The following is a 21,739-nucleotide window of genomic DNA, read 5'->3' as shown; positions in this document are numbered from 1 at the left end:
TCCTTATGCTTCTCTTCTATTTTCTCTACCCTGGATCGCCTCCGGAACTAGTTGTAGGAGGGTATAAACTCGGAGTTGGACTACTTATAATCTCCATGATTATTCTACTTGTTAACTTACCTGATCTGTAGGATCGGTATACGGCGCTTGATTTCACGAATATCTCACGCTCCGACGGAGGTTGTAGCCGGTGCATTTGAGCACCATTTCACGGCGCTCCAGATGCCAGCTTCGCGCACGCACGGCTGCGCCGAGCGTGCGCTTGAGGCTTGAGAAGACGGTTTCGACCATCCACCGGCGGTTGTAGCGCATCGAACTCATCCGTGCGTTGTGAGCGTGATTGAGCGAGGAGTAGATTCGATGCTTGATGAGCGGACGAACTCCGTCGCTCGGAGTTCGTCGCGGAAGGCTTTCGCGTCGTAGCCCCGGTCAGCCGCCAACGAGAGCAGGTCGCCCGCGTTCCGGCGGGCGACCCGCGGGCCGATCTTCGCGTCGTGTTTCTTCGTGATCGTACAGTGGACGTCGGTGACGTCCAGCGTTTCGACGTCCACGAGAGCGGTGACTTTCAACGACCGAACGCGGTAGTGTGCTCGTTGGGCGTAGTACCGCGACGGGTGGTCGCGGTCGAAGCCAGTTGAATCGATTGCGGCGTGGCCAGTGCGTTTCTCCGCCGACGCGCGGAGAAACGCGCGCCAGGTCGTCGTCGGAAGCTTCTCGAACCAATCGCGGAGGACGGTGAAGTGGGGCAACCGCGTGAGGCCAATCTCTTCGAGTACGCCCGGCATTCGCTCAGCAAGTCGATCGTCTGGCGATAGGACTTGCCAAGCTCGATGCGGAGGACATGAAGTGTGAGCATCGCCCAGTCGGCGAACCCGCGATCCCCGACGGGGTCGGCGGGTTCGCCTGGATTCTCGATGACTGTTTTAGTAGTGGCAACCGTAATACCAGTGAGGCGGCGGATTTCGGATACCACACCAATCTGCTGCTTCGCTTTCGACGGAGATAACGGAGTCGCCACGCCGCAGTCTAGCGATCCTACACAGAGCAAACTTATCTAGAGGTATGAGTAAGCGGGCGTAGGGCGGGAAAATCATCTCCGAAGATCGCGCTCATTCCCCTAAGACTCGTGGTGGCTGGTTCGGTGCCGGATCGAACCATGCAACGATACCACCAATCGCGCCGTAGATGAAGACCATCGTACTCCCTGCGGCGAGAGCTAACCAGGGGTCGTACCCATTTATATACGCCCAGTTCGGCATTCGTCCTGCAACGATGACCGTAGGCGTGAAGAAAGCGCCATAGGGGATGAACGGGACGTACATCGCCAACGTAAGGAGGAGCGCAAACCAAACACCACCGAGCCCTCCTGCACAACAGCCGTGAACTGCTCGACGCCGCCGTGATCCACCTGCTAGTCGACCACCGAGGATGCCGGCAATGATCCCCATAGCGAGGAATAGTCCCGCGCTCTGAAGGTGACTATGACGAAGCGGCTGGGTCAGTAGTAATACGAGCAAGTACACTAGCTGTATGCTCACAGCTACACGGAGTGCACGCAAATCGAGAGATCGTAGACTGAGTCTCATGTGAGTACCATCGACTAATGGCCATGAGAACCCAGCGCTGAGTGGCGACTCTCGACGGTGACGAGTTCAACGGTCGCGTGGTCGATCCCTAACCTTGTTAGGCCATCGTGAACGTTTTTGCGTATTCCGGATAACTCATCGAGTGTGGCCGCACTCTGTTGTACCTGGAGCGTGGCTACCGTCAATCGGCTACAGATCAGACAGACGTCCACAACAACCTCTACACCATCAATACCTTCGACCGTTCCGATGACCGTTGAATGTGGGATTGGACTCCGTTCGAGGAGAAGATTGCTACTCCGGCTGAGAACACTAACAGCAGACCAAGCAACGACAAGGGCGATGAGCACTGCCGTCAGCGGATCCGCGATACGAAGGTCGAACGCGGCGATAAGGGCTGTCGAAACAATAACCGTGATAGACGCACCGGTGTTGCCCACGAGATAATAGAACGCTCCTTCCTCGTTAAGATTCATTTCACCGCCTTGATCGAGGTAGACTGATCGGAGATTGACGAGAAGCCCACCAGAAGCAAGGACGATGGTGAAATCTGGGTCGATCATAACCGGATCGAGAAACCGCTGATACGCCTCGTAGACGATAAACTCAGCCATCGGTAGAAGTAACGCTCCATTCAGGAATGCAACGATCGGTTCGAGGCGATGCAGGCCGTATGACCATTCACCGGGACGGTCATATCGCTCAGCAGTGTAGCTCGCGGCGAACGCCACCGCATAGGCGAGGACGTCGAAGAGCATGTGGAACGCATCACTTAGTAGCGTGAGTGAACCGAATGCAAGCCCGCCGAGTAACTCGACGACAAACTCGACGAGATTTATGCCAGCTACGAGTGCGAGCTTTCGCGTTCTAATCTGCTCGTGCTCTTCTGAACCGTGTTGATGACCGCCACTCATTCGTGCTGATCGTCAACTGGCTCGGGTGCGTTATCAGTACGAGACCGTGTATCCGTACGTTCTCCGTCGGCGTCTACCCCTTCTGTTCTGTGTGCTTCCTGTTCTTCGTCGGCAGAAACCTCCCAGACGGAGGGATCACTCGGTGGGCCAGTAATGTCGAGTGGCCGAAGCCAACCGAACCAGATGACAGTGACGGCTGTACCAAATCCGACAGCCCAGACGAAGGAGCCAAGAGACGGTGCTCCTGCCTGTGAGAGGTAGTAATCAGCGATTCCCGGAACGAGAATGCCTCCGACCAGGATGATGATGAATGCCCGGCGGGATGTAACTTCCATCGTTTAAGTTGTATTGGTGAGATTGCTATCAGTGCACTCAAGAAGGAGACGGTTCGTCAGGCTTAATTCGGGAGAGTCGCATCGCGTTACCGGTAACGCCGACCGTCATTCCTGCATCACCGATGAGTACGGCGGCCCAGATGGGAACAAGGCCGAACGGAACGGCGACGGCGAGCGCAGCCTTCGCCCCAAGGCTCGTCCAGATGTTCTGTCGAATGACGCTATTACCCGTATGCGAGAGGTCATAGAGGTAGGGAAGTTTCGTAATGTCGTCGCTCATTAACGCGATATCCGCAGTCTCCAAGGCCGTGTCCGTTCCTGCAGCGCCCATCGCGATACCGACCGTCGCTGTCGCCAGTGCCGGCGCATCGTTCACCCCATCGCCGACCATCGCAACCTCGTCATATTCCTCAAGCAGGTCATTGATCACTTCGACTTTCTGATCCGGGAGCAACTCCGCACGATAGTCGTCGACGCCAACCTGTTCGGCGATCGAACGTGCGGTGCGCTCGTTATCGCCGGTGAGCATTACTGTTCGCTTGACGCCGAGTTCTTTGAGGCGAGCGATCGCCTCCGTCACCCCCGGTCGGATTTCGTCTGCGACGGCGATGACGCCCTCGAGTTCGTCTTCCGTCGCGACGAGAATGACCGTTTTACCCTCGGCCTGGAGCTCTGGAACGGTCTCGTCGAGGAGGTCCATACAGTCGTTGCGCTCACAGAGGTCGCGGCTCTTGGCCGTCGCCACACCACCGTCAGTGGCGGCGTGAACATGTTGGAGGTCGAATCCTAGCTCCCGGAACAGCCCTGGCTTTCCGGCGTAATGTGGCGTCCCATCGAGCGTTGCCTTCACGCCTTTGCCGGTGATGCTCTCGAACTCACCAACGTCCCGTGCTTCTACGGACTGCCCTTGTGCGTGATTGACGATCGCCTCGCCGATAGGGTGTTCACTCCGCCGTTCGAGCCCATGCGCACACCGAAGGACGTCTTCCTCCGAGTTCCCATTCAGTGGAACCACGTCGGTGACGGTGAGTTCCCCCTTCGTGAGCGTCCCGGTCTTGTCGAGAGCGACGACGTCCACGGCTCCCATCGCCTCGAGGTAGTTGCCGCCTTTGATGAGGACGCCGTTCTTTGCGGCGCTCGTGATCCCGGAGACAACCGAAACGGGTGTCGAGATGACGAATGCACACGGGCAGGCAAGCACGAGTAGCGTTAGCCCGTAAACGATATAAGTCGGCCACGCTCCGCCAAAGAACAGCGGCGGGACGACCGCGACGAGGACGCCGAACCCGACAACGATCGGCGTATAGTACCCCGAGAAGCGCTCGACGAACTGCTCACGCTCCGTCTTGTTCGCCTGCGCGTCCTCGACCATCTCAACGATCCGGGAGAGCGTGTTGTCGCTCGCTTCCGAGGTAACCTCGATTTCGAGATAGCCCTCCTCGTTGATGGTGCCGGCATACACCTCATCGCCAGGGGTCTTATCGACGGGAACGCTTTCGCCTGTGATCGGCGCTTGGTTGACGGCGCTCTCACCAGATACGACTTCCCCGTCCATCGGAACCTTCTCGCCCGGACGAACGACGACGATGTCACCGACAACTACCTCGTCGACCGGGAGCGTGACTTCTTCACCTTCACGCTTGACGGTCGCCTCGTCCGGTGAGAGGTCCATCAGCTCCTGTAGCGAGTTTCGGGCATGATCCATCGAGTATCGCTCGAGCAGTTCGGCGACGCTGAACAGGAACGCGAGCGTCGCAGCCTCGAAGTACAGCGACTCACCGAAGACGAAACCCGCGATAACGGCCCCACTGATAGCAATGGACATCAGAAGATCGATATCGAGATTCCAGTTTCGGAGTGAATAATACCCGTTTCGAAAGATCACTTGCCCAGCAACGGCGATCGCGATGAGGAAGAGCACGTCTGCGACGAACAGTTCACGGCCACCGAGGGTCGCGACGAGCACATTCTGGCCGGAGAGACCGAACTCGAAGAGAAGACCGAGCGCGACGAAGCTACCACTAATCCAGGTTTTGATCGCGCGCGGACTCGTCCAGACACTCTCGCGCTCGCCGGATGGATCACCCTCCGTGACTGTGGCGGTTTCCGTCGACGATTCGGTCACATCGTAGCCAGCCCCTTTAATTGCACTGACGATGTCACGGTCGGAGAGTGATGACGAATCGTACGTAACGACTACCGTGCCTGTTGTCGGTCGAGTATCGAACCTCCGAACACCGAGTGCGTCCAGCGCGTTTTCGACCTTACCTGCGCATGAGGGACAATCCATTCCGGGAACGGAGAACGTTGCTGTAGCCTCGTTCTCGTCCGTCTCGACGCGATAGCCTGCCTTCTCGACGCGTGCTGCGATTGCCTCCGAGGTGGTTCGAATTTCTTCGTAGGAGACAGTCAGTGTTCCTGACGTCACCTTCGGGTCAATGGCATGGATCCCGTCGAGTTTCCGAATGCTGTTTTCCACTTTGCCCGCACAGGAGGGGCAGTCCATCTCGGGGACGGATAACTGGATGACGCTGTTATCGTCGGACGTAGTCCCGTTCTTTCGGTCATGATTGTGGTTACTATGGTCATGACCATCCTGGTCGATTCGCCCGTCCGAAGAAGACGATGTCGGATCTTCCTTCTCGGGGAACTCACTCATATCTTCGATTAGTGTCCACAGTATTATTAATTCGGCTGTTAGAATCCGGGGCGTAAAGACCCATCATTAGCAACAACACTACCCTACATTACTAGCCTGGTGTGGTATTTTGAATTGTGTTAGCGACATCACGATTGTACATGTGGTTACCAACGTCACAGGGGTATTCTACTAGTAGCTGGTAAGGTAGTAGCTGGATCTAACAGGTGTGTTGAGGTAGCTGCACGATCAAGGTTTATTCATGGAACTGGCTCCGTGGAGGCGATTCCAGCCTCCATTCTTCGGCGATAGATCGCCAGAGAGCACCTATATAGAGATCCGATACGGCAATCACGAGGAGAGAGAGTGTAGCCGAGCAGTAAGACTTCGGCATCGGGAAGAGACAGTGACCGGGGTATAATCCAAAATGCAAATAGATCTCGGCGTCCCCGGCGTACTCCTAAGTGTCGCACTCCTCCTCGTGTTCGGTGCTGTCACATACATGTGGCAAACTCGTAGAGCGGCGCAGACTGATGGAGGATACACCACGTCTATCGAGGGTGAAACGGAAACCGAAAAACTCCCCGGACTCGCCCGCTGGTTCACGACGGTCGATCACAGGGACATCGCAATCCTGTACATCCTGTTCGGCGTCGTCGCGGCCCTTTGGGGTGGAACCGACGCTATGATGGTCCGGACCGAACTCATCACCCCCGGTAAAACCATTTGGGGAACGGAGACGTACAATGGGTTGTTCACGACCCATGGAATTACGATGATATTCTTCTTCGTCGTCCCGGTGTTCTCAGGGATTGCCAACTACTTCCTCCCACCGCTTATCGGGGCGGACGACATGGCGTTCCCCCGTATCAACGCTATCGCCTTCTGGCTTCTACCACCAGCATTAGTATTGGTTCGAGGCGGCCTCATCACTGAAATCCTCGGTAAAGTGATCGAACCACTCGGCCTAGCCGCAATAGCGGCACCCCTCCTGGCACTTGAGCCAGTTACGACTAGCTGGACGATGTATACACCGCTCTCGGTCGAACAGGCAAATATGCAGGTCGATCTCATGCTGTTGGGTTTACACCTGAGCGGCCTTGCGACGGTGATGGCATCGATCAACTTCATCGTCACCATCTTCGCAGAGCGCTCCGAGAACGTCACTTGGGCAACGCTCGATATCTTCAGCTGGACGATGCTCACCATGTCGGGGCTAGCACTGTTTGCATTCCCTGTTCTTGGTAGCGCGCTCATCATGCTCTTTCTCGATCGGAACTTCGGGACGACGTTCTTCGCGATCGATGGCGGTGGGCCGATGCTCTGGCAGAACCTCTTCTGGTTCTGGGGCCATCCTGAGGTGTACATCCTCGTTCTCCCCGCCTTCGGGCTAACGAGCTTTATCCTCCCGAAATTTACTGATCGACGGCTGTTCGGATTCAAATTTATCGTATATTCAACCCTCGCGATCGGTGTCCTGAGTTTCGGCGTCTGGGCTCACCATATGTTCACGACGGGACTCGATCCGCGTGTCCGTGCGTCGTTCATGGCCGTAACGCTCGCAATCGCCGTCCCGAGTGCCGTCAAGGTGTTCAACTGGATGACGACGATGTGGAGCGGGCGCATCCGGCTGACCGCCCCGATGATCCTCATTATCGGTGGTATCGGTACATTCGTTATCGGTGGCGTTACGGGGGTGTTTCTCGCGTCAATCCCCGTCGATCTCGTCCTCCAGGACACGTACTACGTCGTCGGTCACTTTCACTTCATCATCATGGGCATCATCGCGATGTCCATGGTCGCGGCGAGCTACTACTGGTTCCCGATCCTCACCCGGCGGATGTACGATCAACGGATCGCAAAAGTCCAAGCTGGACTCATGATCGTCGGCGTTTTCCTCACCTTCACGCCGATGCTCATTATGGGATACCTTGGACTCCCACGTCGATATGCAACCTATCCCCAGCAGTTTACATTGCTTAATCAAATCGCCACTGGCGGAGCATATATCTTAGGAACGAGTGTCTTTCTCTGGCTCGTTAACTTCGTCCAGTCAGCACGTATCGGTCCGCTAGTAATGGACGCAGATGTCTGGAACCTAAAAGAGACCGGGCAATTTACCCGTGAGTGGCAGTGGTTCGAAGAACAACTCAAAGAGCGATACGATATTGATGACCAACTAGCAGTACAGAACCAATCGCCCACCTCTAATGAGTAATCAGACGTTCACCTAAATTCGCTTGAATTAAGCACTGGTCGATTATGTCGGCCAAAGACCTTGGCCATAGCGTATCAGAAGGATATTAACTAGAACGTCACGGTACTCGGTCGTACTATATCGCAAACACTTCCCGAAACGCTGGTGATTGTGCTCTGAACCACTGCCAAATTCGCGTTGATCGTTGCGGGGCTCTCATCGTTAATCATCGCCACTATGGCGGGACTGACCATGATGGGTAGGTTTCTCGACATCGAAGTCGACGTCTGGATCTGACAGTCGTCACCCTCGTCTCAACTTCTGCGATCGCCACTGCTGAGTTCGATCCCACCACTGTCGTAACCGCCTCAGAAGTCGCCTTGAGTTTCGAACTTCCGTTCGTCCTCGTTTCCCTGCTCTGGTTCATTCGTGAAGAGGTGCTGATGGATCCGTTTTGTAATCGGTCGAGTACGACAAGCATCCTAGGGCTCGTTATCGGGCTTATCATCGTGTTGAACGTGTAGTTACTCTACACGACCTTTATCGGCTGATTACCCGCTAATGGAAGTATACAGCGTTACTCCCGTACGAGGTAGAGGCATCCCAAATGAAGAGCTATCGACGAGTAATGAATCAGGAGATGGAACGGGGCGAGTGAGAAGCGATTTGAACACCCCCACTCTTGGGTTTGATATGGGCGATGCTCCAACTGGGTCTCGATCTGGTCGACGAACCATCCTACTGGCGTTCTCCCTCGTCATCCCGATCGCAGGCGGCTTCGGACTCTACGTAGGGGCCTTGCTCCCAAATTCAGCCACCGTTGGACTTTGGATGCTCCAGTTTCACCCGACTCCGGCAAAGATGGCACTCTATGGAATAATCGCTATGACGATTATCCTCGGTACACTGCTCGGCCTCGTCCATACAGCCTCGCGCTTTGATCCAAAGACCACGCAGTAGCTAACTTTACTCAGCCTCCATGGAGGCCATCTTATCGAGGCTGTACCCCTCGAGATAAAACTATACAGATCAACGAAAGCCAGGGATTGAAACTCTTGTCACCTAACTAGCCGAAAATCCAGTAGGCTGGCGGAAGGCGTCCGTGAACGAAGAGAGCAGCAGCAAACGTATAGGAGACTTAGATGGTAATGTGAACTGCTCCTGATCGATTCCTGGGTTACTTCTCGCCGTTTTCTCTAGAAGCGATGTACATACTATCCTAGGAACGCAGGGGACGCCGTCGGTAGTGAAATCAACCAAAGGCTCGTGATCGTGTATCCGATCATCACAATGACGAATGGATATTGGCTCTTAATGGCCTGCATTCTCGACGGAAAGGTCGCATAGGCAATCGCGTGTGCGAGCCAGATTGCAAGTAGGTGACCGACGAGGACGAAGGCGATATTTAACCCACCGAACCACCACGGGAGTGTAAGGACGAGTGGGTTTGAAGGCGGTGAGAGGGGACTCTGAATGACTTGTATGACCGGGAGAGAGAGCGAGACGAAGAAGGCGAAGTAATGCGCAAGGTGATACCCAGCGGCGATCGCGAGTAACGGGAGCGCGAATCGTAGTGCGAGGGTGCGTTCCGAGAGGTACGTTTCTGCGACACGCCAAGAGCGTCGCGTAGCGACTAAATATGCTCCCAGGAAGACAGCATATCCACCCACAAAAATCACGGCATAGACCGCAAGTGCGGGGACACCACTGCGAACGAGTATACTGACGGCGGCGGCACCCACTGTCGTCGTGACGAACCCAGTGAAGGTCAACTCCCAAACGAGGGCGATGACGAACGCAACGTCGTCGAGCCCTGAAACGATATCAGACTCCGGCAGAGCAAATCCATGAAGTTGTACCCTGAATCCATCGTCACTCCACTGAATTGGGGAAACGGCACCATAGAATCGAAAGAAAGCAGAGACGGGATCGACATTTTGGAACCAGGTATCTGGGGAGAACACAAGTGCTCCGCCGAGCGTGATACCAGTGTATCCGAGCAGCGTAAGTGAGAGCGTGCGTGGAAGTGTATTCACGGCTGTCGTCGTCTCGATCCAGACGAGGACTAGGAAGCCAATAACTGCGGGCCAATGGCCTATCGACGCGGGATACGACCGATCGAGGGTCGGAAGCCACTCCGCGATCGTGCGCCATGGGTTGAGTGCAGGCCAAGGATTTCCTATAAGATAGGTAACCATCGTAAGGCCCGCGCGCACACCGGCGAACACAAGAATGATCGCTGCGTTCACCGTTGGGACCTGAGGACCAACTAAACCCCGCCAAACGATGTAACCCAAGGCGATGACCCCGATAAGCTGAGAGACGACGATCACACTGCGTTTAAGACCGGCACGAGTAGGAACAGAGAGTCTCCAGTCGTGTATACCTTCGATAAAGCCTCGATCAGTAACGACGCTTGCTAGAAGCGCTGATGCACCGATCGTTGATCCTCCGGTGAGAAGATACAACCAGCGCGGGACATCTAGTCTATCTCGGCTTGCACCTGTATTCGAGAGACTCACTGCGGCATTACTCGCCGCGACGGTGTCGACAATCGTTACTAAGAGAGATAGCCCCAACACGAGATAAACGAGCCGCCGACAGTGTACGTGCCACGACGGGGTATCAGCAGGCATCTTCTGCACATCGTTTGGACACCGAATTGTATCTATCGCCTTGGTTCTCCACGACAGAAATCTATGTCTGGGTCACGGGGGTTGGAGGACGAAAAGAGACGTGTCACCACCAACAAGCAGCAGTGCTACGACTCAGATATCCCGAAGAGCCTGTGTAATACGCTCCCACAGCGAATGAGAGTGTTGAGTTCGCTCAGATGGTTCGCTAGAGGGTTCTTCGTGCTCTTCTAGTTCCTCGCGTACTTGATCGCAATAGATACACATCACATCGCATCACGAGGTGCAGTAGCATAACTCCTCGTGAACTACCCCACTCTACCGCTCACCTGACGGCTCGCGCGTGAGGGTGGGGCTTCCTGTTTCCACGACGCGCTTTGCAGATACAGGTGTATCCACAGGGAGCGCAGCGTTGATTCGGAGCGTCCCGCTCCTAACCGCTTTGTGATACCGCGAGAAAGGATGTTCCACGCCGCGTTCGCATCTCTATCCGCCTCAAACCCACACGCCGGGCACGAGTGTTCACGGACCCACAACGGTTTCTCGGTCGAAACGCCACAGGACGCGCACTCTTTGGTCGTTCCTCTCGGATTCACGGTGACGAAGTGCGTCCCCTCGCGCTTGCATTTGTACTCAAGCATCCGGAGGAACGTTCCCCATGCCGCACCAGTGCGGTTCCGTGAGTTGCCCGGTAGTTCGACCAACCCTTTCGCGTCCAAGTCCTCCACGGCCACGAAATCGTACTTGCGGGCGTAGTAGTTCGAGAGCTTGTGCAAGAAGTCACGGCGCTTCCGCTTGAGGTCCGCGTGACGTTCAGCCACGATGCGGCGCTGTTTCTCCCAATTCGCAGAGCCATGTTCCTTCCGCGAGAGGTTACACTGTGCGCGTTCCAACTGCTCGCGTTCATCGGACAGGTCGAGCGATTCGACGGCGGTTCCATCGGTGTCGTGGGCGTACTTGAGCATCCCCACGTCGATACCGACGCACTGCTCGGGATTCTCTGGTTTCGCGGGTGGGTCGTTCGGGGTTTCGATGCCAAGGATAGCGTACCACTTCCCGGTCGGTTCCTGCTTGACTGTGACAGTTTTGATTTCGGCGTTGTCGGGCAGGTCGCGGTGGAAGGTGATAGGTATCTCACCGAACTTCGAGAGCCACAGTCGCGTCCGACCGCTCGTGTTCTTGAGCTTGAAGCCAGATTGACTGTAGGTGAAACTGCGGTACTCGTCCGGTGCCTTCCACTTGAGCGTCCCGACGCGTGAGCCGTTCTCTTTGCGCCCCCGGAGCGTCGAGAGGTTGTCGTACAGCCGTTGAACGACTTTCTGGAGAACCTTTGAGTGGACGCTCTTCAGGTCGTTCCACCACTTCTTGAGGCTCGGCAGAAGCTTTTGTTCGCTGTATGCCGAAGTGCCGTCGGTGCGGTTGAGGCGGTGAAGGAAGTGGTTGTAGACCTGCCTACAGGTATCGACAGTCCACGCTAACCGCTCTGCGAGGGCGTCGGACGGGATGAGTCGATACCTGTAGTTGTAGTTCACGAGCGTTCTTCGATGAGTTCGTCCAATTTGTCTTGGACGAATCGGGAGAGGTTCAAGTGATTCTCCAGAATCCACTCGGCTTGGTCGTCGCGGACGGTGATGTTCTTGCGCGTTGCCACATGAGTATGATACATACGATACTCCATAAAGATACTGACAGCATACGGTGGGCCTGTGGGCCTGCCGTCGAACAGTGTATGAATAGCGTGCGGCGTTGACGAGACGCAAAGCGTCTCGTCCGCACCCCAGAACGCGAAGCGTTCTGGGGACGCTGTATCCCCTCCCTACTCGTGGCTTCGCCGCTCGTTGAGGAAGGGGCCTTAGCGCCTCAATTCAGGTAACGGCTCGAATCGATCGGGGGAAAACGGGCGCTTGATTACGATCTACGTCGACGTATACCGGGAATGAGGTCGGACAGCTCCTGGACGGACTCGGTGCGACAACTCGGCACTGTGTTCGTAGAAATCACCGGTCTCTCCGGATTGCTCGGGCTTTTCACGGTCATCCTCGTTCTCCAAGGCGTGGTTCACCCGGCGTTCCTGTATGGCTCTGGTACAGTGGGTTTAACGCTCGCGATCGCGCTCAGCCGTTCGTCGAGCACCTTAGCGCCCGTGAGATGGCCACAACCGAAACAGCGGGTCGATTGGATCACCTCCGGGATAGCGTACACCGCAGCTCTCGGTCTCAGCGTTCTACTCGGCGATATCGTCTGGAGTGTTACCCAACACGGATTCATAGGTACCACCGTGAGTGCGATCGTACCGATATGGCTGCTACGACACATACGCTTCCTGCTCACATTGACGGCGTGACCCCCTAAGGTTGACATCCTCTGGTCAAATAAGTCCAATCGCGGAGAGATATGCGAATGCAAACTGGATCGCATTATAGAATCCATGAATGAGAGATGGAACGACGAGGTTGCTCGTATAGAGGTACGTTCCGCCGAGAACAAGGGCTTGAACGAAGACAATACCGAGATACAGTATTTTCCCGTCACCAGTCAGCGAGAAAATGTGGATGAGTGAGAATATCGCACTTGCGAGTATCACTGCGCGAATCGGATGGGAGACGTCGGCCAGAGTCCCTTGAACGACACCTCGATAGAGGAGTTCCTCGCCAGGACCGACGAGGAGTATCGAGAGGGGGACGAGGAGGAGGAAGGTCATCGGAGCATCACGGGCCGTCGAGACGACGTTGTTCTGAGCGACCGAGATACCGTAGGTTTCTAGTATAACTGATATGATCATCACGAATCCAACGAGTCCCACCGTACCGACGATAATCGTTGCAGCGTCTTTCCACGACGGAGCATGTATCCGGAGTAGATCGCCGAGTTTATTCGATCTGATAAGATAGCCGATCGCTACGCCACCGAACGCGACACCTTGAAGCAATACTGTTCCGAGAAGTAGCCGTCGTGCTGGCCGATCAACGATACGAATTCCGACCGATTCTAGCAGTCCGATTGTGACAACTACTAGAATGCTCCCGGCAATGTAGGCACCGATCGCCAAGCCACCGACTCTGAGTGTCGCCCTCGCTGTATCGCCTGACTGGCTCTCGGTAAACATGATTTCAGCGTCGGTTCGAACGGGGTGATCAAACAGGTTTCGGAAATCAGCCAGAGGGAGTGATAAACGAAGCAACGGTTATGCAACCGGCCGAGAGATGATCCAGAGCGAGAGCATGGTGTAGCTGATCATGAGTACCGTCAGAGGTAGATGGGGAACGAGGACCGATCTTTGCGACGTCCGTTCAGCGATGACATTGTGGGCTGCGACGACAGCGATAACGTGGCCAGCAATGATGAGGAGCACCTGTGTCCCCCAGAATACGGCAAGCGAGAGCCAGCTTAGCGGATCAACAACGATGATAGTATTGAACCAACCAGCGATGACGGTCACAGTCTTTCCCGTGTTCTCGATGACGTAGGGGTAGTTGTGGGCGAATTCGTAGGCTGCAGCGATCGGGAGAATCGTCGGCGCGACCACGGAGGCAGCGAGGCGGCGATGTGAAGCCGATTCGTCCAGTAACGATAACAATGATACCGAACGCTACCACAAATAATCCATACCCGAGTAGGTAGAGCAACACGCTTACTGTCGGTCCCACGGCCAGGAGGTTGCGAGTTGCAAACAGAACTGATTGGAACGTGAGAGTACTGGCAAACCCATCGAAACTGACCGTATAGACCGTCGCGATAACGAACGCGATGAGTGTGAGGCCGGTGATCGGACGCGTACAGTCCCACCAGGGAGCTCTCGTCGAGGCTGTATATCCTCCCTTCTCAGAACGGTGGGGGTGGATCAGCGCGACTCGACCAAGCAAACGATACAGTACTTCGAAGAAATCGGCATTTCTGAACCACGCAGGACCGAACAGGAGGCTCCCGAGATACATCAGAAGCGTGTAGCTGATGAGCAGCCAAGCAGTTAGTGCGGGAGAACGAGGTATGACGGTCAAATTCTCGATAACGCCAACAGCGATGACGTACGACACGAGCGCAGGCCAAGTACCGAGGCGATCTGGATACTCGATAAGGCATGTCTCGTCCCCTTCGACCGCACAGGTCACATGATATAGCGTCCGCCACGGTGAGAGCACCCGCCAGGGACTTCCGATAAGTATCGACACGAGCGCGATGCCCTTTAACCAGACCGCCCAGACAAACACGACCGCGAAGTTGTTCACGGTCTGCGCTCCGAGGATACCACTTCCGATGGAAACCACGAAAAGTAAAAGAAAACTGCTACGTGCTCCGAGGCTAAGCGCTCGCCCTACTATGGGTGGGAATACCTGGTGGGGACGGTGCGCCGTACGTGTAGAACACCCACGTCGAGTTGCCTCCTTTAATCTGCCTGTGTTGTTACTGAGGAGCCTGATTCATCGAATTTACAGACCGATCGGTCATAAAACTGGTCCGTAGATTTGAGGAGGCTTGCGAGAAGTAAGGCAATACTCGCAGTAAGGAACAGCGCTCCTGCAGGCGATTTTAGGTCAACAAACAGCCAGTAGACGGGGGCGGCTGCCGAAGGGCCCATCGCCAAGATAACAAACTTTCCAATAAGCGGTCCACAACAGCTACAGGCGTTTGAACCAACGAACGTAGCCGTACCTGCTGCACCCTGGTTCAAGCTGGTAGTTTCCTCGATGGTCCAGATACGAGCGAGGACCGCAGCATTGAGACCGACCAAACCCGCGATGAGACCAACGACAAGAAAGACACCGACCGAGAGCATCCCGGTGAAGGGAATAGATGGAAGCCACCATTCGAGAGTCGGCCACGTGACCAACGGGAAGAGCGTTGGGATAACTGTAATCGTCGTGGTCTCAGGGATCCCAGTTCCCTGTTCGGGGAAAAATGATAGAAACCCAGCAGTGAACATGAAGAAGAGTGCAACGATGAGCGCGACTCCACCACCAAACCAACGGGCGGTCTGATTGCGGAGTACGAGACTGAGGGTTCCAAGGCAATCCTTCCAGAGGATGTAGGCGACGGTGAACGGAACGCTTAGCGCGATAGCGTAGCCCAGCGGATGGGTATACTCACCGCCACTGGAGATCAGGGCCGGATAAGCGACCCATAAGCCGAGTTCTAAACCGAGAAAAGAGTACCGAGGACGAGTCGGCCAGCGAAACCGTCCGATGATGACGCTTGCCACCATCATCGAAAATCCGAGCAAGAGCGCGACCGGCAGATACCACGCTCGGGGGAAGGCGATCGATTCAGCGGTATAGTACGTCTCGGGTGCCAACTCCGTGAACCCGATCGCACCTATTGCAACTACAACCAGGCCAGTCAAGATACCAGACAAGGCCGTAGTGGGTCGGATACGCTGCCCTTGCTTGAAGAACACACTTCCTCCGAGAACAGCAAGACCGAGCACGAGAAACACAAGTCCATACCAATGTGGAATACCTGCTACTGTTGAAGCATTATGCGCAGATGCAGTAGGCACGATTCCGAGCACCAGTAAAATGGTTAGACAGATCGATCGTAGACGTGAAAAGCGTAGATTACGGAGCGGTGAAGCGTATTTACTTACGTCACCATCCCTGCCTTCTGTTTGATCCATGCTAGAATGCCCGGTCCTTGCGCGCTTTTACCTGACGGATTTGTACTCCTAGTAGTTCAGAGTATCAGACTACTCGTACTATCCATTCAGCTTATTCAAGCTAAAAATCAATTAGCAGCGCCGACTGCGGACATAACCAGAACAACTGTTTCTCCGAGCTGTGTTCTCAATACGTAACAATGGATTCGTTGATTCTACGTGATATTTGTTACCCAGTCGATCTCAGTAGGGAACATCTATTAAAATCACCCACAAACATGTTACACCGATACCGTTGTAACAGATTATCGGATTTGTAAACCCGCTAGTGACCCCTCGGTGATATACCCCCTATTGTCCTGGTGAGTCAAGAATAAGTATCCCAAACAATACATTCATAGAGAAATCTTCCAGTGGTCTTTGCGACTCGCTAGAGAACCGGGCCAATAGCGTAACGTCAATTTATCAGCATCACGGCTTATGTCTTGGGGTTTATCCATTCCAGTGATCAAATCCGGGTAGAGTGCGGATGTATAGACGAGAGTTTTTGCGGACGGCCGGAGGAACAGCCAGCGCCGTCACAGTTGCCGCTGGATCAGATACTGCCCAACAGAGTGAGAACACCAATGGCGGTGGGAACGAGTCCGGCGGTGGTGGCGGCGAGAGCGGGCCGATCGACTACGGTGGGTGGCTCGACGACGCCAACGGCTGGGAAGAGGGTGGCACCGTCGATCAGCGCGGGAACAAGGCGATCACCGTCAAGGTTGGTGTTGGTAAGGGGGGCCTCGCATTTGAGCCCGTTGCGGTCCACGTCGACGAAGGGACAAAAATAAAATGGGAGTCAGCGGGTCACAACGTTCACGCGATGTCTGGTGCTGATTTTCAATCCGAGATTCAGGGTCCAGAGAGTACATATGAGTGGACGGCTGAAGGTAGGCTCGTTGTCAATTACCAGTGCGATCCCCATGCAGGTCAGGGTATGCTTGCTGCCATCGCTATCGGCGACAACGTCCCACGAGCAGCACCGGCCGGCCTGGTGAAGCCCGCCGTCTCTAACGGTGCGAAGTCCCTTGCTATCGCGACCATCACTGCAATGGTCTCAACACTCGCACAGCAGCCAGGAGTTGAAGGTGGTATTCTCAATGCATAGAGACCGCAGCGTAGGCTGGCCGCTCCAGAGACTCCTGTACGAACGATGACGTGACAAACAGAGTGCGATCGTACCGACGGCACTGTCTCGAATCGATGGAAGTGAACCCTGTCTTGCTGATGTGACTGTCAGCATCGGCATATGCCCTCGACACTCGCCTTACGACGCGGTCTTCCGGACGATCGCGACGACTCCGTCGCACGACTGGCCGGCGTACGACTCAACACAGCTCTACGACCGTAGCGCACTCGGTGCGCTCGAAGAGGATATTCGGACGGTTGCGACGGTCTGGTTCGCGCACGACGTCCACGACTCGGTCGATCACTTCGTCTGTCACCTCCCGTTGGCATATGTTGAGTTCCAGCCACACGATTGCTATTCCGGCGCCACGCAGTACGAGATGGCCACCCTCGTTCGCGCGTTCGTGCTGAAAGAACTCCACGGATGAGACCCCGAGGCCGCGCTGGTCGACTATCTCACTCACCACCCTCGACTCGGCGAGCAGCTGGATCTCGAGACGGTCCCCGATCAATCGACAGTGTGGCGCAGCTGGCACACGCGCTTCACAGCAGACCTCCGCGAGACCGTCAAGACCGCTGCCAGGACGATCCTCATCAGGGCGTAGCATGCAGGTGTTACGGTCCCGCGTGACCCAGAACGGACCGTCCAACACCAAGACGGCGATGTAGAAGCACCGACGCCTGACGACCTGACCGTCCTAGAGCAGGCGGAGGAGATCACCGACCACGTCAGTCGCGTCGTCTTCCCGGCGTTTTCGCTCGACCGTGGCGACGGCTGCGAGATACCGGGGAACGCCTTCTGGGACTTACAGACGTATCTGGGCCTCCGAGAGAGTCTCGCTGCGAACGAGGGCGCTTGCAGTATGCAGACCAGCGAGAAGGCGCAAGCGAAGCGGCTGCTCCAGCGCGGCAGGGATCGGTACGAAACTGATCGAAAACTCCATCTCGGCGACAATGAGTGGCATGAGACGACGCTCATCTACCGCCGGAAAGAGAACGCCGACCATGATGATCACTGCCAGTATTCGGTGTTCATGACGAATCGAAGTAGCGGAGTGCTCTCCGAGTACGGCTCTCGGTGGGAGATCGAGAGCGGCTACAAATCGATCAAGCGGTTCATGGCCGCCACCACGTCGAAGCACTTCGGACTCTGGTTCTTCTACTTCGCGTTTGCCTGCCTGTTGTACTCCATCTGGCGTGCGGTCGATCTGCTCGTCCAAGTCGACGTAACTGACGTGTACGAGCATGCGCCGATGGTGACGGCTGACAATACGCTCACGCTGCTGAAAAAGGAGACCGGAATCGGATAGCACGTCGCTCAGCCCAGGCGGACGCCGTAGTCTGGAGTGACGACACTCTCCTGAGCACCGAGAGATCACGGAAACAGTTGCTCGGACGACAAGAGTCCGCCTCCGAAGTGGGCTGTGAGCCAGATTGAAGACGGTGATTCGGCCGAAATCACGCGCCACAGCCCACGATACCCGGTGTAGTCTCAACTTCCAACCCCGCAGCAGTCTATATCGCACCATACAGTTTATGAAATGGCGTCTGCTCTAATTCACCCGGTACGAGCCCTGTACCGCGCGTTTTCTCCGGGAATGGTGGTGTCTGATGTTACTACCGCGTAGTTCAGTACGCGGCAGTGAATTTATACATCCTCACTCCGTCTGTGAACCCAGAATGATACCCGACACGCAGGCAGACGGTACGCCAGGGGATGAGCCCCTCAGGGAGCCAATCGACGCCCGTCTCCGCAGCATCGACGCCGGCAACTACCGCCGATCGGTGCGATCCGCGCTCGAAGAGTTCGCCACCGTCGTCTGCGAGGACGGCGACATCCAGGCCGTCGACGACATCACCAAACACGACTGCCGCTACTACGCGCAATACCTCCGCGACCGTGCGAACCGCGACGGCGACCAGTTCAGCGCTCGAACCGCACACAAGAACTACGCGTTCGTTCGAGCGTCGTTCACCTGGTGGCAACGCGACGACCGTATCGCGACCAACCCGGCGCAGTGGCGCGGCGCGACCGACGAACTCCCCGAGATAACGAGTGACCCCGACCGACAGTTCTGGACCAGACAGGACCGGACGGCGATCCTCCGACACGTCGACCAGCAAGTGGACGCCGTCCTCAACGAGGGCGACGACCCCCTTCCAGCGTTCCGCGATCGCGCGATCGTCTACGTCCTCGCCCTCTCGGGCGTTCGCGGCGCCGAGGTGTTCCGCGATCCCGCCGACGACCGTCGCGAGGGACTACGCTGGTCGGACGTCGACCTCGACGGCGGGATCCTCCGCGTGTTCGGCAAGACCCGGACCTATCAGTCCGCTCCTCTCCCGACGGACGCGCGGAGCCGTCTCCGGCGGTACAAGCAGGTACTCGACCCGGAGGAGGGATGGCCCGTCTTCCCCTCGCTCCACCGCCCGTCGCTCTATCGCACCGTCCGAGAGGGCCTCGCCGACGAACTGCCGGAGCAACGGATCGAGGAGTTGCTCGACGAAGGGGGACCGCTCGCGGTGATGCGGAAGTACGATCTCATCCCGCCAGCACTGTCGGTCCGCGGCGCTCGCACGGTAATGAAGCGCCTCTGCGAGGCGGCCGACCTCGACATCGACGGCGAGTACCTCAAACCGCACGGTGCCCGTCGAGGGCTCGGCCACCAGCTGTACACCGAGGGCCAGGCCGAACTCGCCCAGGAGGCGTTACGGCATCAATCGGTAGAGACGACCCACCAGGCGTATCACGACGTGCAGGCCGAAGCGACCGCTCGCCGTGTCGATGAAATTCTGAGCTGGGAATAGACCACACTACGTTTCCGATGAATTCAGGAAAAACAGTAATCCCTAGATCCGTCGTTGGGGATTATATGTCTCCTTTCGTCCGCATGTAATCGTGGTACGTATATGTGGTCGAAACCGCGATACGCGTTCCCTGACCGTCCATCCGGTGAAGTGTATGTATATCTCAGGGCCAGTGATGTCGAAGCTCGGCAAACTCTCACTGCACGTTCTGGGTGAACCACTATAGAACGGTTGATTAGGCATCTTCTCGTCCTTCATTTCTGAAACCTAGTCTGTAGGTCTGCTAAATCTGAATACTATTCTTCTCCAGGATAGATATCTACTCATAAATTGTATACTATTCATGCTATTCATACTATTAAAATAGTCCATCCCTACTGTCAGTTCTTCACCAATGACAGCGTAGCGGTTTATTGGTCGATGAATAGAATACTATTCATCGGATTTTTGAATCTAATTCTCTCGAGCCTTTTCAAACCGCTCAACAACTTCAGAGATGAGGCCTTCCTCAACAACCGTCCTCAGGAGCGCGTCTGTCATCTCCCGAACAACGATATTTTGATAGCCACGTTCACTGAGTTCGCGTTCCAGCTCGTAATTCAGCCACGAATCGAACGCCTCGATTGTCTCCTCACGGGCGTAAAATGGTCGTTGGTTAGCTTCCTCATAGGTGAATGCGCTATCCGTCATTGGATCACGCTCGTTGATTGGCTCTTCCGCTGAGGCGTTATTGGCGACCGATTCGGTGGTTTCCTGTGCGACACCGGTGTTTTCTGAGTCGTCGGGTCCCTCCCCTAACGTTTCACCGAGATCAGCAAATGGGTCTTCGTTAGTCATGACGGACCACCTGCCCAGCCTCAATGATATGAGCCAATTCGTCGAAACACGTCAGTTGGTCACAGTCAGGATCATAGTCCAATAGTGGTTTTCGCTCACCGTACGCCTTTGTGATGCTAGTGCGATCTCGAATTCCAGGAGTCGGTTTCAATTCGCCAGCGTCGACGGCCTCCCAGTCCGTAATACGGGCAAAGTTCGGGATGCGGTCCTGCAAGCTACTGTGTGAATTGAGACGTTCGAGCAGTTGCCGGTCTTGAGTCTGCTGGTCAATCCGTCCACTCAGCATGTTTGGGACGAGCGCAAGGACGTCAACGTCCATGTGCTTTCGTAGCGGAGCAATCTGGCGCTCGATGGTGCGTTCTAGTCCGGATATCGCCTCATTGCCGGGTGCCAGTGGAAGAACGAGATTGGACGTCGCGACAAGGGCGTTGTCGGTTAGGCGGGAGCGATACGCCGGAGAGTCCGTGATGATATAATCGTATTCGTCGCCAAGCAACGGCTCAACAACTTCACGCTGCAACAAAGCTGACGGTTGAAAAACGTCACCAACGACGATTTCCCGTTCAACCTGCTCAAGATCCTCGCTTGAGGGAAGGAGGTCGAACTCGTAGTCGGTCCCGTAGATGACCGCTGTAGGATCTGCGTCGTCGAAGAAGACCTCGCCGATGCTCTCGTCTGTATCATGATAGTGATCATCGAATCCGAGCCCGACTGAAGCGTGGCCATTCGGATCGAGATCGATGAGAAGGACTTCGTGATCGTGGGCAGCAAGCTGACGTGCCAGATTTACAGCGATAGTCGACTTGCCAACGCCACCTTTCAGCATACAGACCGAGACTGCTCGAGAATCCCCTGTCGTGTCTACAGATCCGTATGGGCTATTTGGACGACCCGTGCTATTCTCACTATTTTCCCCAACCATGCTATTCATGAATAGGTACCTGAGACCACTTATAACTACGGAAAACGGATAGTATAAATAGAATGAATAGTGCCAGGAGAGGAATAAAAGAAATGTTATGAATAGTACAGAT

General features: G+C 55.6%; 15 protein-coding genes and 3 pseudogenes. 6 read left to right on the top strand and 12 right to left on the bottom strand.

Translation table 11 applies throughout. From position 1 onward, the window contains the following. Positions 1 to 153: 153 nt before the first annotated feature. The 4 genes and pseudogenes from NKI68_RS21925 to NKI68_RS21915 form a co-directional block, all read right to left on the bottom strand. Positions 154 to 973 (bottom strand): annotated as a pseudogene (locus NKI68_RS21925) (IS5 family transposase). 627 nt (positions 974 to 1,600) lie between these two features. Continuing rightward, the gene (locus tag NKI68_RS21920) at positions 1,601 to 2,500 is read right to left on the bottom strand and encodes a cation diffusion facilitator family transporter (protein ID WP_254547276.1); all 900 of its coding nucleotides are present in this window, start codon (positions 2,498 to 2,500) and stop codon (positions 1,601 to 1,603) included. Beyond that, a complete protein-coding gene (locus NKI68_RS24055) occupies positions 2,497 to 2,835 on the bottom strand; it encodes a DUF7996 family protein (protein ID WP_497007292.1) in 339 nt (112 codons plus the stop codon). Before NKI68_RS24055 ends, NKI68_RS21920 begins: the two co-directional genes overlap by 4 nt. 37 nt (positions 2,836 to 2,872) lie before the next feature. Continuing rightward, positions 2,873 to 5,494 (bottom strand): heavy metal translocating P-type ATPase, encoded by a 2,622-nt coding sequence (locus NKI68_RS21915; protein WP_256562733.1) that lies wholly within the window; start codon positions 5,492 to 5,494, stop codon positions 2,873 to 2,875. 406 nt (positions 5,495 to 5,900) lie between these two features. Between NKI68_RS21915 and NKI68_RS21910 the strand changes: the two genes are divergently transcribed. From NKI68_RS21910 to NKI68_RS24000, 3 genes are all read left to right on the top strand, one after another. Next, positions 5,901 to 7,691: a cbb3-type cytochrome c oxidase subunit I gene (locus NKI68_RS21910; protein WP_254547275.1), complete on the top strand. Its 1,791-nt coding sequence runs from the start codon at positions 5,901 to 5,903 to the stop codon at positions 7,689 to 7,691. A gap of 266 nt (positions 7,692 to 7,957) precedes the next feature. Continuing rightward, positions 7,958 to 8,194, top strand: coding sequence for a divalent metal cation transporter (locus tag NKI68_RS24050; protein ID WP_497007293.1), 237 nt, complete (start codon positions 7,958 to 7,960; stop codon positions 8,192 to 8,194). 37 nt (positions 8,195 to 8,231) lie between these two features. After that, positions 8,232 to 8,630: a DUF7520 family protein gene (locus NKI68_RS24000; RefSeq protein WP_438267827.1), complete on the top strand. Its 399-nt coding sequence runs from the start codon at positions 8,232 to 8,234 to the stop codon at positions 8,628 to 8,630. Between the two features lie 254 nt (positions 8,631 to 8,884). On the opposite strand, the gene NKI68_RS21905 is transcribed toward NKI68_RS24000, so the two are convergent. From NKI68_RS21905 to NKI68_RS21885, 6 genes and pseudogenes are all read right to left on the bottom strand, one after another. Then, positions 8,885 to 10,306 carry a hypothetical protein gene (locus tag NKI68_RS21905; protein ID WP_254547274.1) on the bottom strand — a complete coding sequence of 474 codons (1,422 nt, stop codon included), beginning with the start codon at positions 10,304 to 10,306 and terminating at the stop codon, positions 8,885 to 8,887. A 315-nt stretch (positions 10,307 to 10,621) separates the two neighbouring features. Further along, positions 10,622 to 11,835 (bottom strand): annotated as a pseudogene (locus NKI68_RS21900) (RNA-guided endonuclease InsQ/TnpB family protein). Further along, entirely contained in the window at positions 11,832 to 11,954 is a 123-nt protein-coding gene (locus tag NKI68_RS23655) for a hypothetical protein (protein ID WP_256562732.1), read from the bottom strand. The pseudogene NKI68_RS21900 and the gene NKI68_RS23655 overlap by 4 nt, the downstream one beginning before the upstream one ends. Positions 11,955 to 12,671: 717 nt before the next feature. After that, the gene (locus tag NKI68_RS21895) at positions 12,672 to 13,409 is read right to left on the bottom strand and encodes a CPBP family intramembrane glutamic endopeptidase (RefSeq protein ID WP_254547273.1); all 738 of its coding nucleotides are present in this window, start codon (positions 13,407 to 13,409) and stop codon (positions 12,672 to 12,674) included. 78 nt (positions 13,410 to 13,487) lie between these two features. Continuing rightward, the gene (locus tag NKI68_RS21890; protein WP_254547272.1) at positions 13,488 to 13,829 is read right to left on the bottom strand and encodes a hypothetical protein; all 342 of its coding nucleotides are present in this window, start codon (positions 13,827 to 13,829) and stop codon (positions 13,488 to 13,490) included. Between the two features lie 858 nt (positions 13,830 to 14,687). Next, a complete protein-coding gene (locus NKI68_RS21885; protein WP_254547271.1) occupies positions 14,688 to 15,914 on the bottom strand; it encodes a hypothetical protein in 1,227 nt (408 codons plus the stop codon). A 508-nt stretch (positions 15,915 to 16,422) separates the two neighbouring features. Between NKI68_RS21885 and NKI68_RS21880 the strand changes: the two genes are divergently transcribed. From NKI68_RS21880 to NKI68_RS21870, 3 genes and pseudogenes are all read left to right on the top strand, one after another. Further along, a complete protein-coding gene (locus tag NKI68_RS21880; protein ID WP_254547270.1) occupies positions 16,423 to 17,043 on the top strand; it encodes a plastocyanin/azurin family copper-binding protein in 621 nt (206 codons plus the stop codon). A 385-nt stretch (positions 17,044 to 17,428) separates the two neighbouring features. Continuing rightward, positions 17,429 to 18,373: pseudogene (locus NKI68_RS21875) on the top strand (hypothetical protein); the annotation flags it as partial. 370 nt (positions 18,374 to 18,743) lie between these two features. Then, the gene (locus NKI68_RS21870) at positions 18,744 to 19,868 is read left to right on the top strand and encodes a tyrosine-type recombinase/integrase (RefSeq protein WP_254547269.1); all 1,125 of its coding nucleotides are present in this window, start codon (positions 18,744 to 18,746) and stop codon (positions 19,866 to 19,868) included. Positions 19,869 to 20,321: 453 nt separating this feature from the next. Here NKI68_RS21870 and NKI68_RS21865 read toward each other — a convergent pair whose 3' ends face one another. Together NKI68_RS21865 and NKI68_RS21860 are read right to left on the bottom strand one after the other, a co-directional pair. Next, positions 20,322 to 20,705, bottom strand: coding sequence for a DUF7970 domain-containing protein (locus tag NKI68_RS21865; protein WP_254547268.1), 384 nt, complete (start codon positions 20,703 to 20,705; stop codon positions 20,322 to 20,324). Then, positions 20,698 to 21,627 (bottom strand): ParA family protein, encoded by a 930-nt coding sequence (locus tag NKI68_RS21860; protein WP_256562731.1) that lies wholly within the window; start codon positions 21,625 to 21,627, stop codon positions 20,698 to 20,700. Before NKI68_RS21860 ends, NKI68_RS21865 begins: the two co-directional genes overlap by 8 nt. Positions 21,628 to 21,739 lie beyond the last annotated feature (112 nt).

The sequence above is a fragment of the Halomarina pelagica genome, assembly GCF_024228315.1.
Taxonomy (GTDB): domain Archaea; phylum Halobacteriota; class Halobacteria; order Halobacteriales; family Haloarculaceae; genus Halomarina; species Halomarina pelagica.
This window is presented reverse-complemented; position numbering and strand designations above follow the sequence as displayed.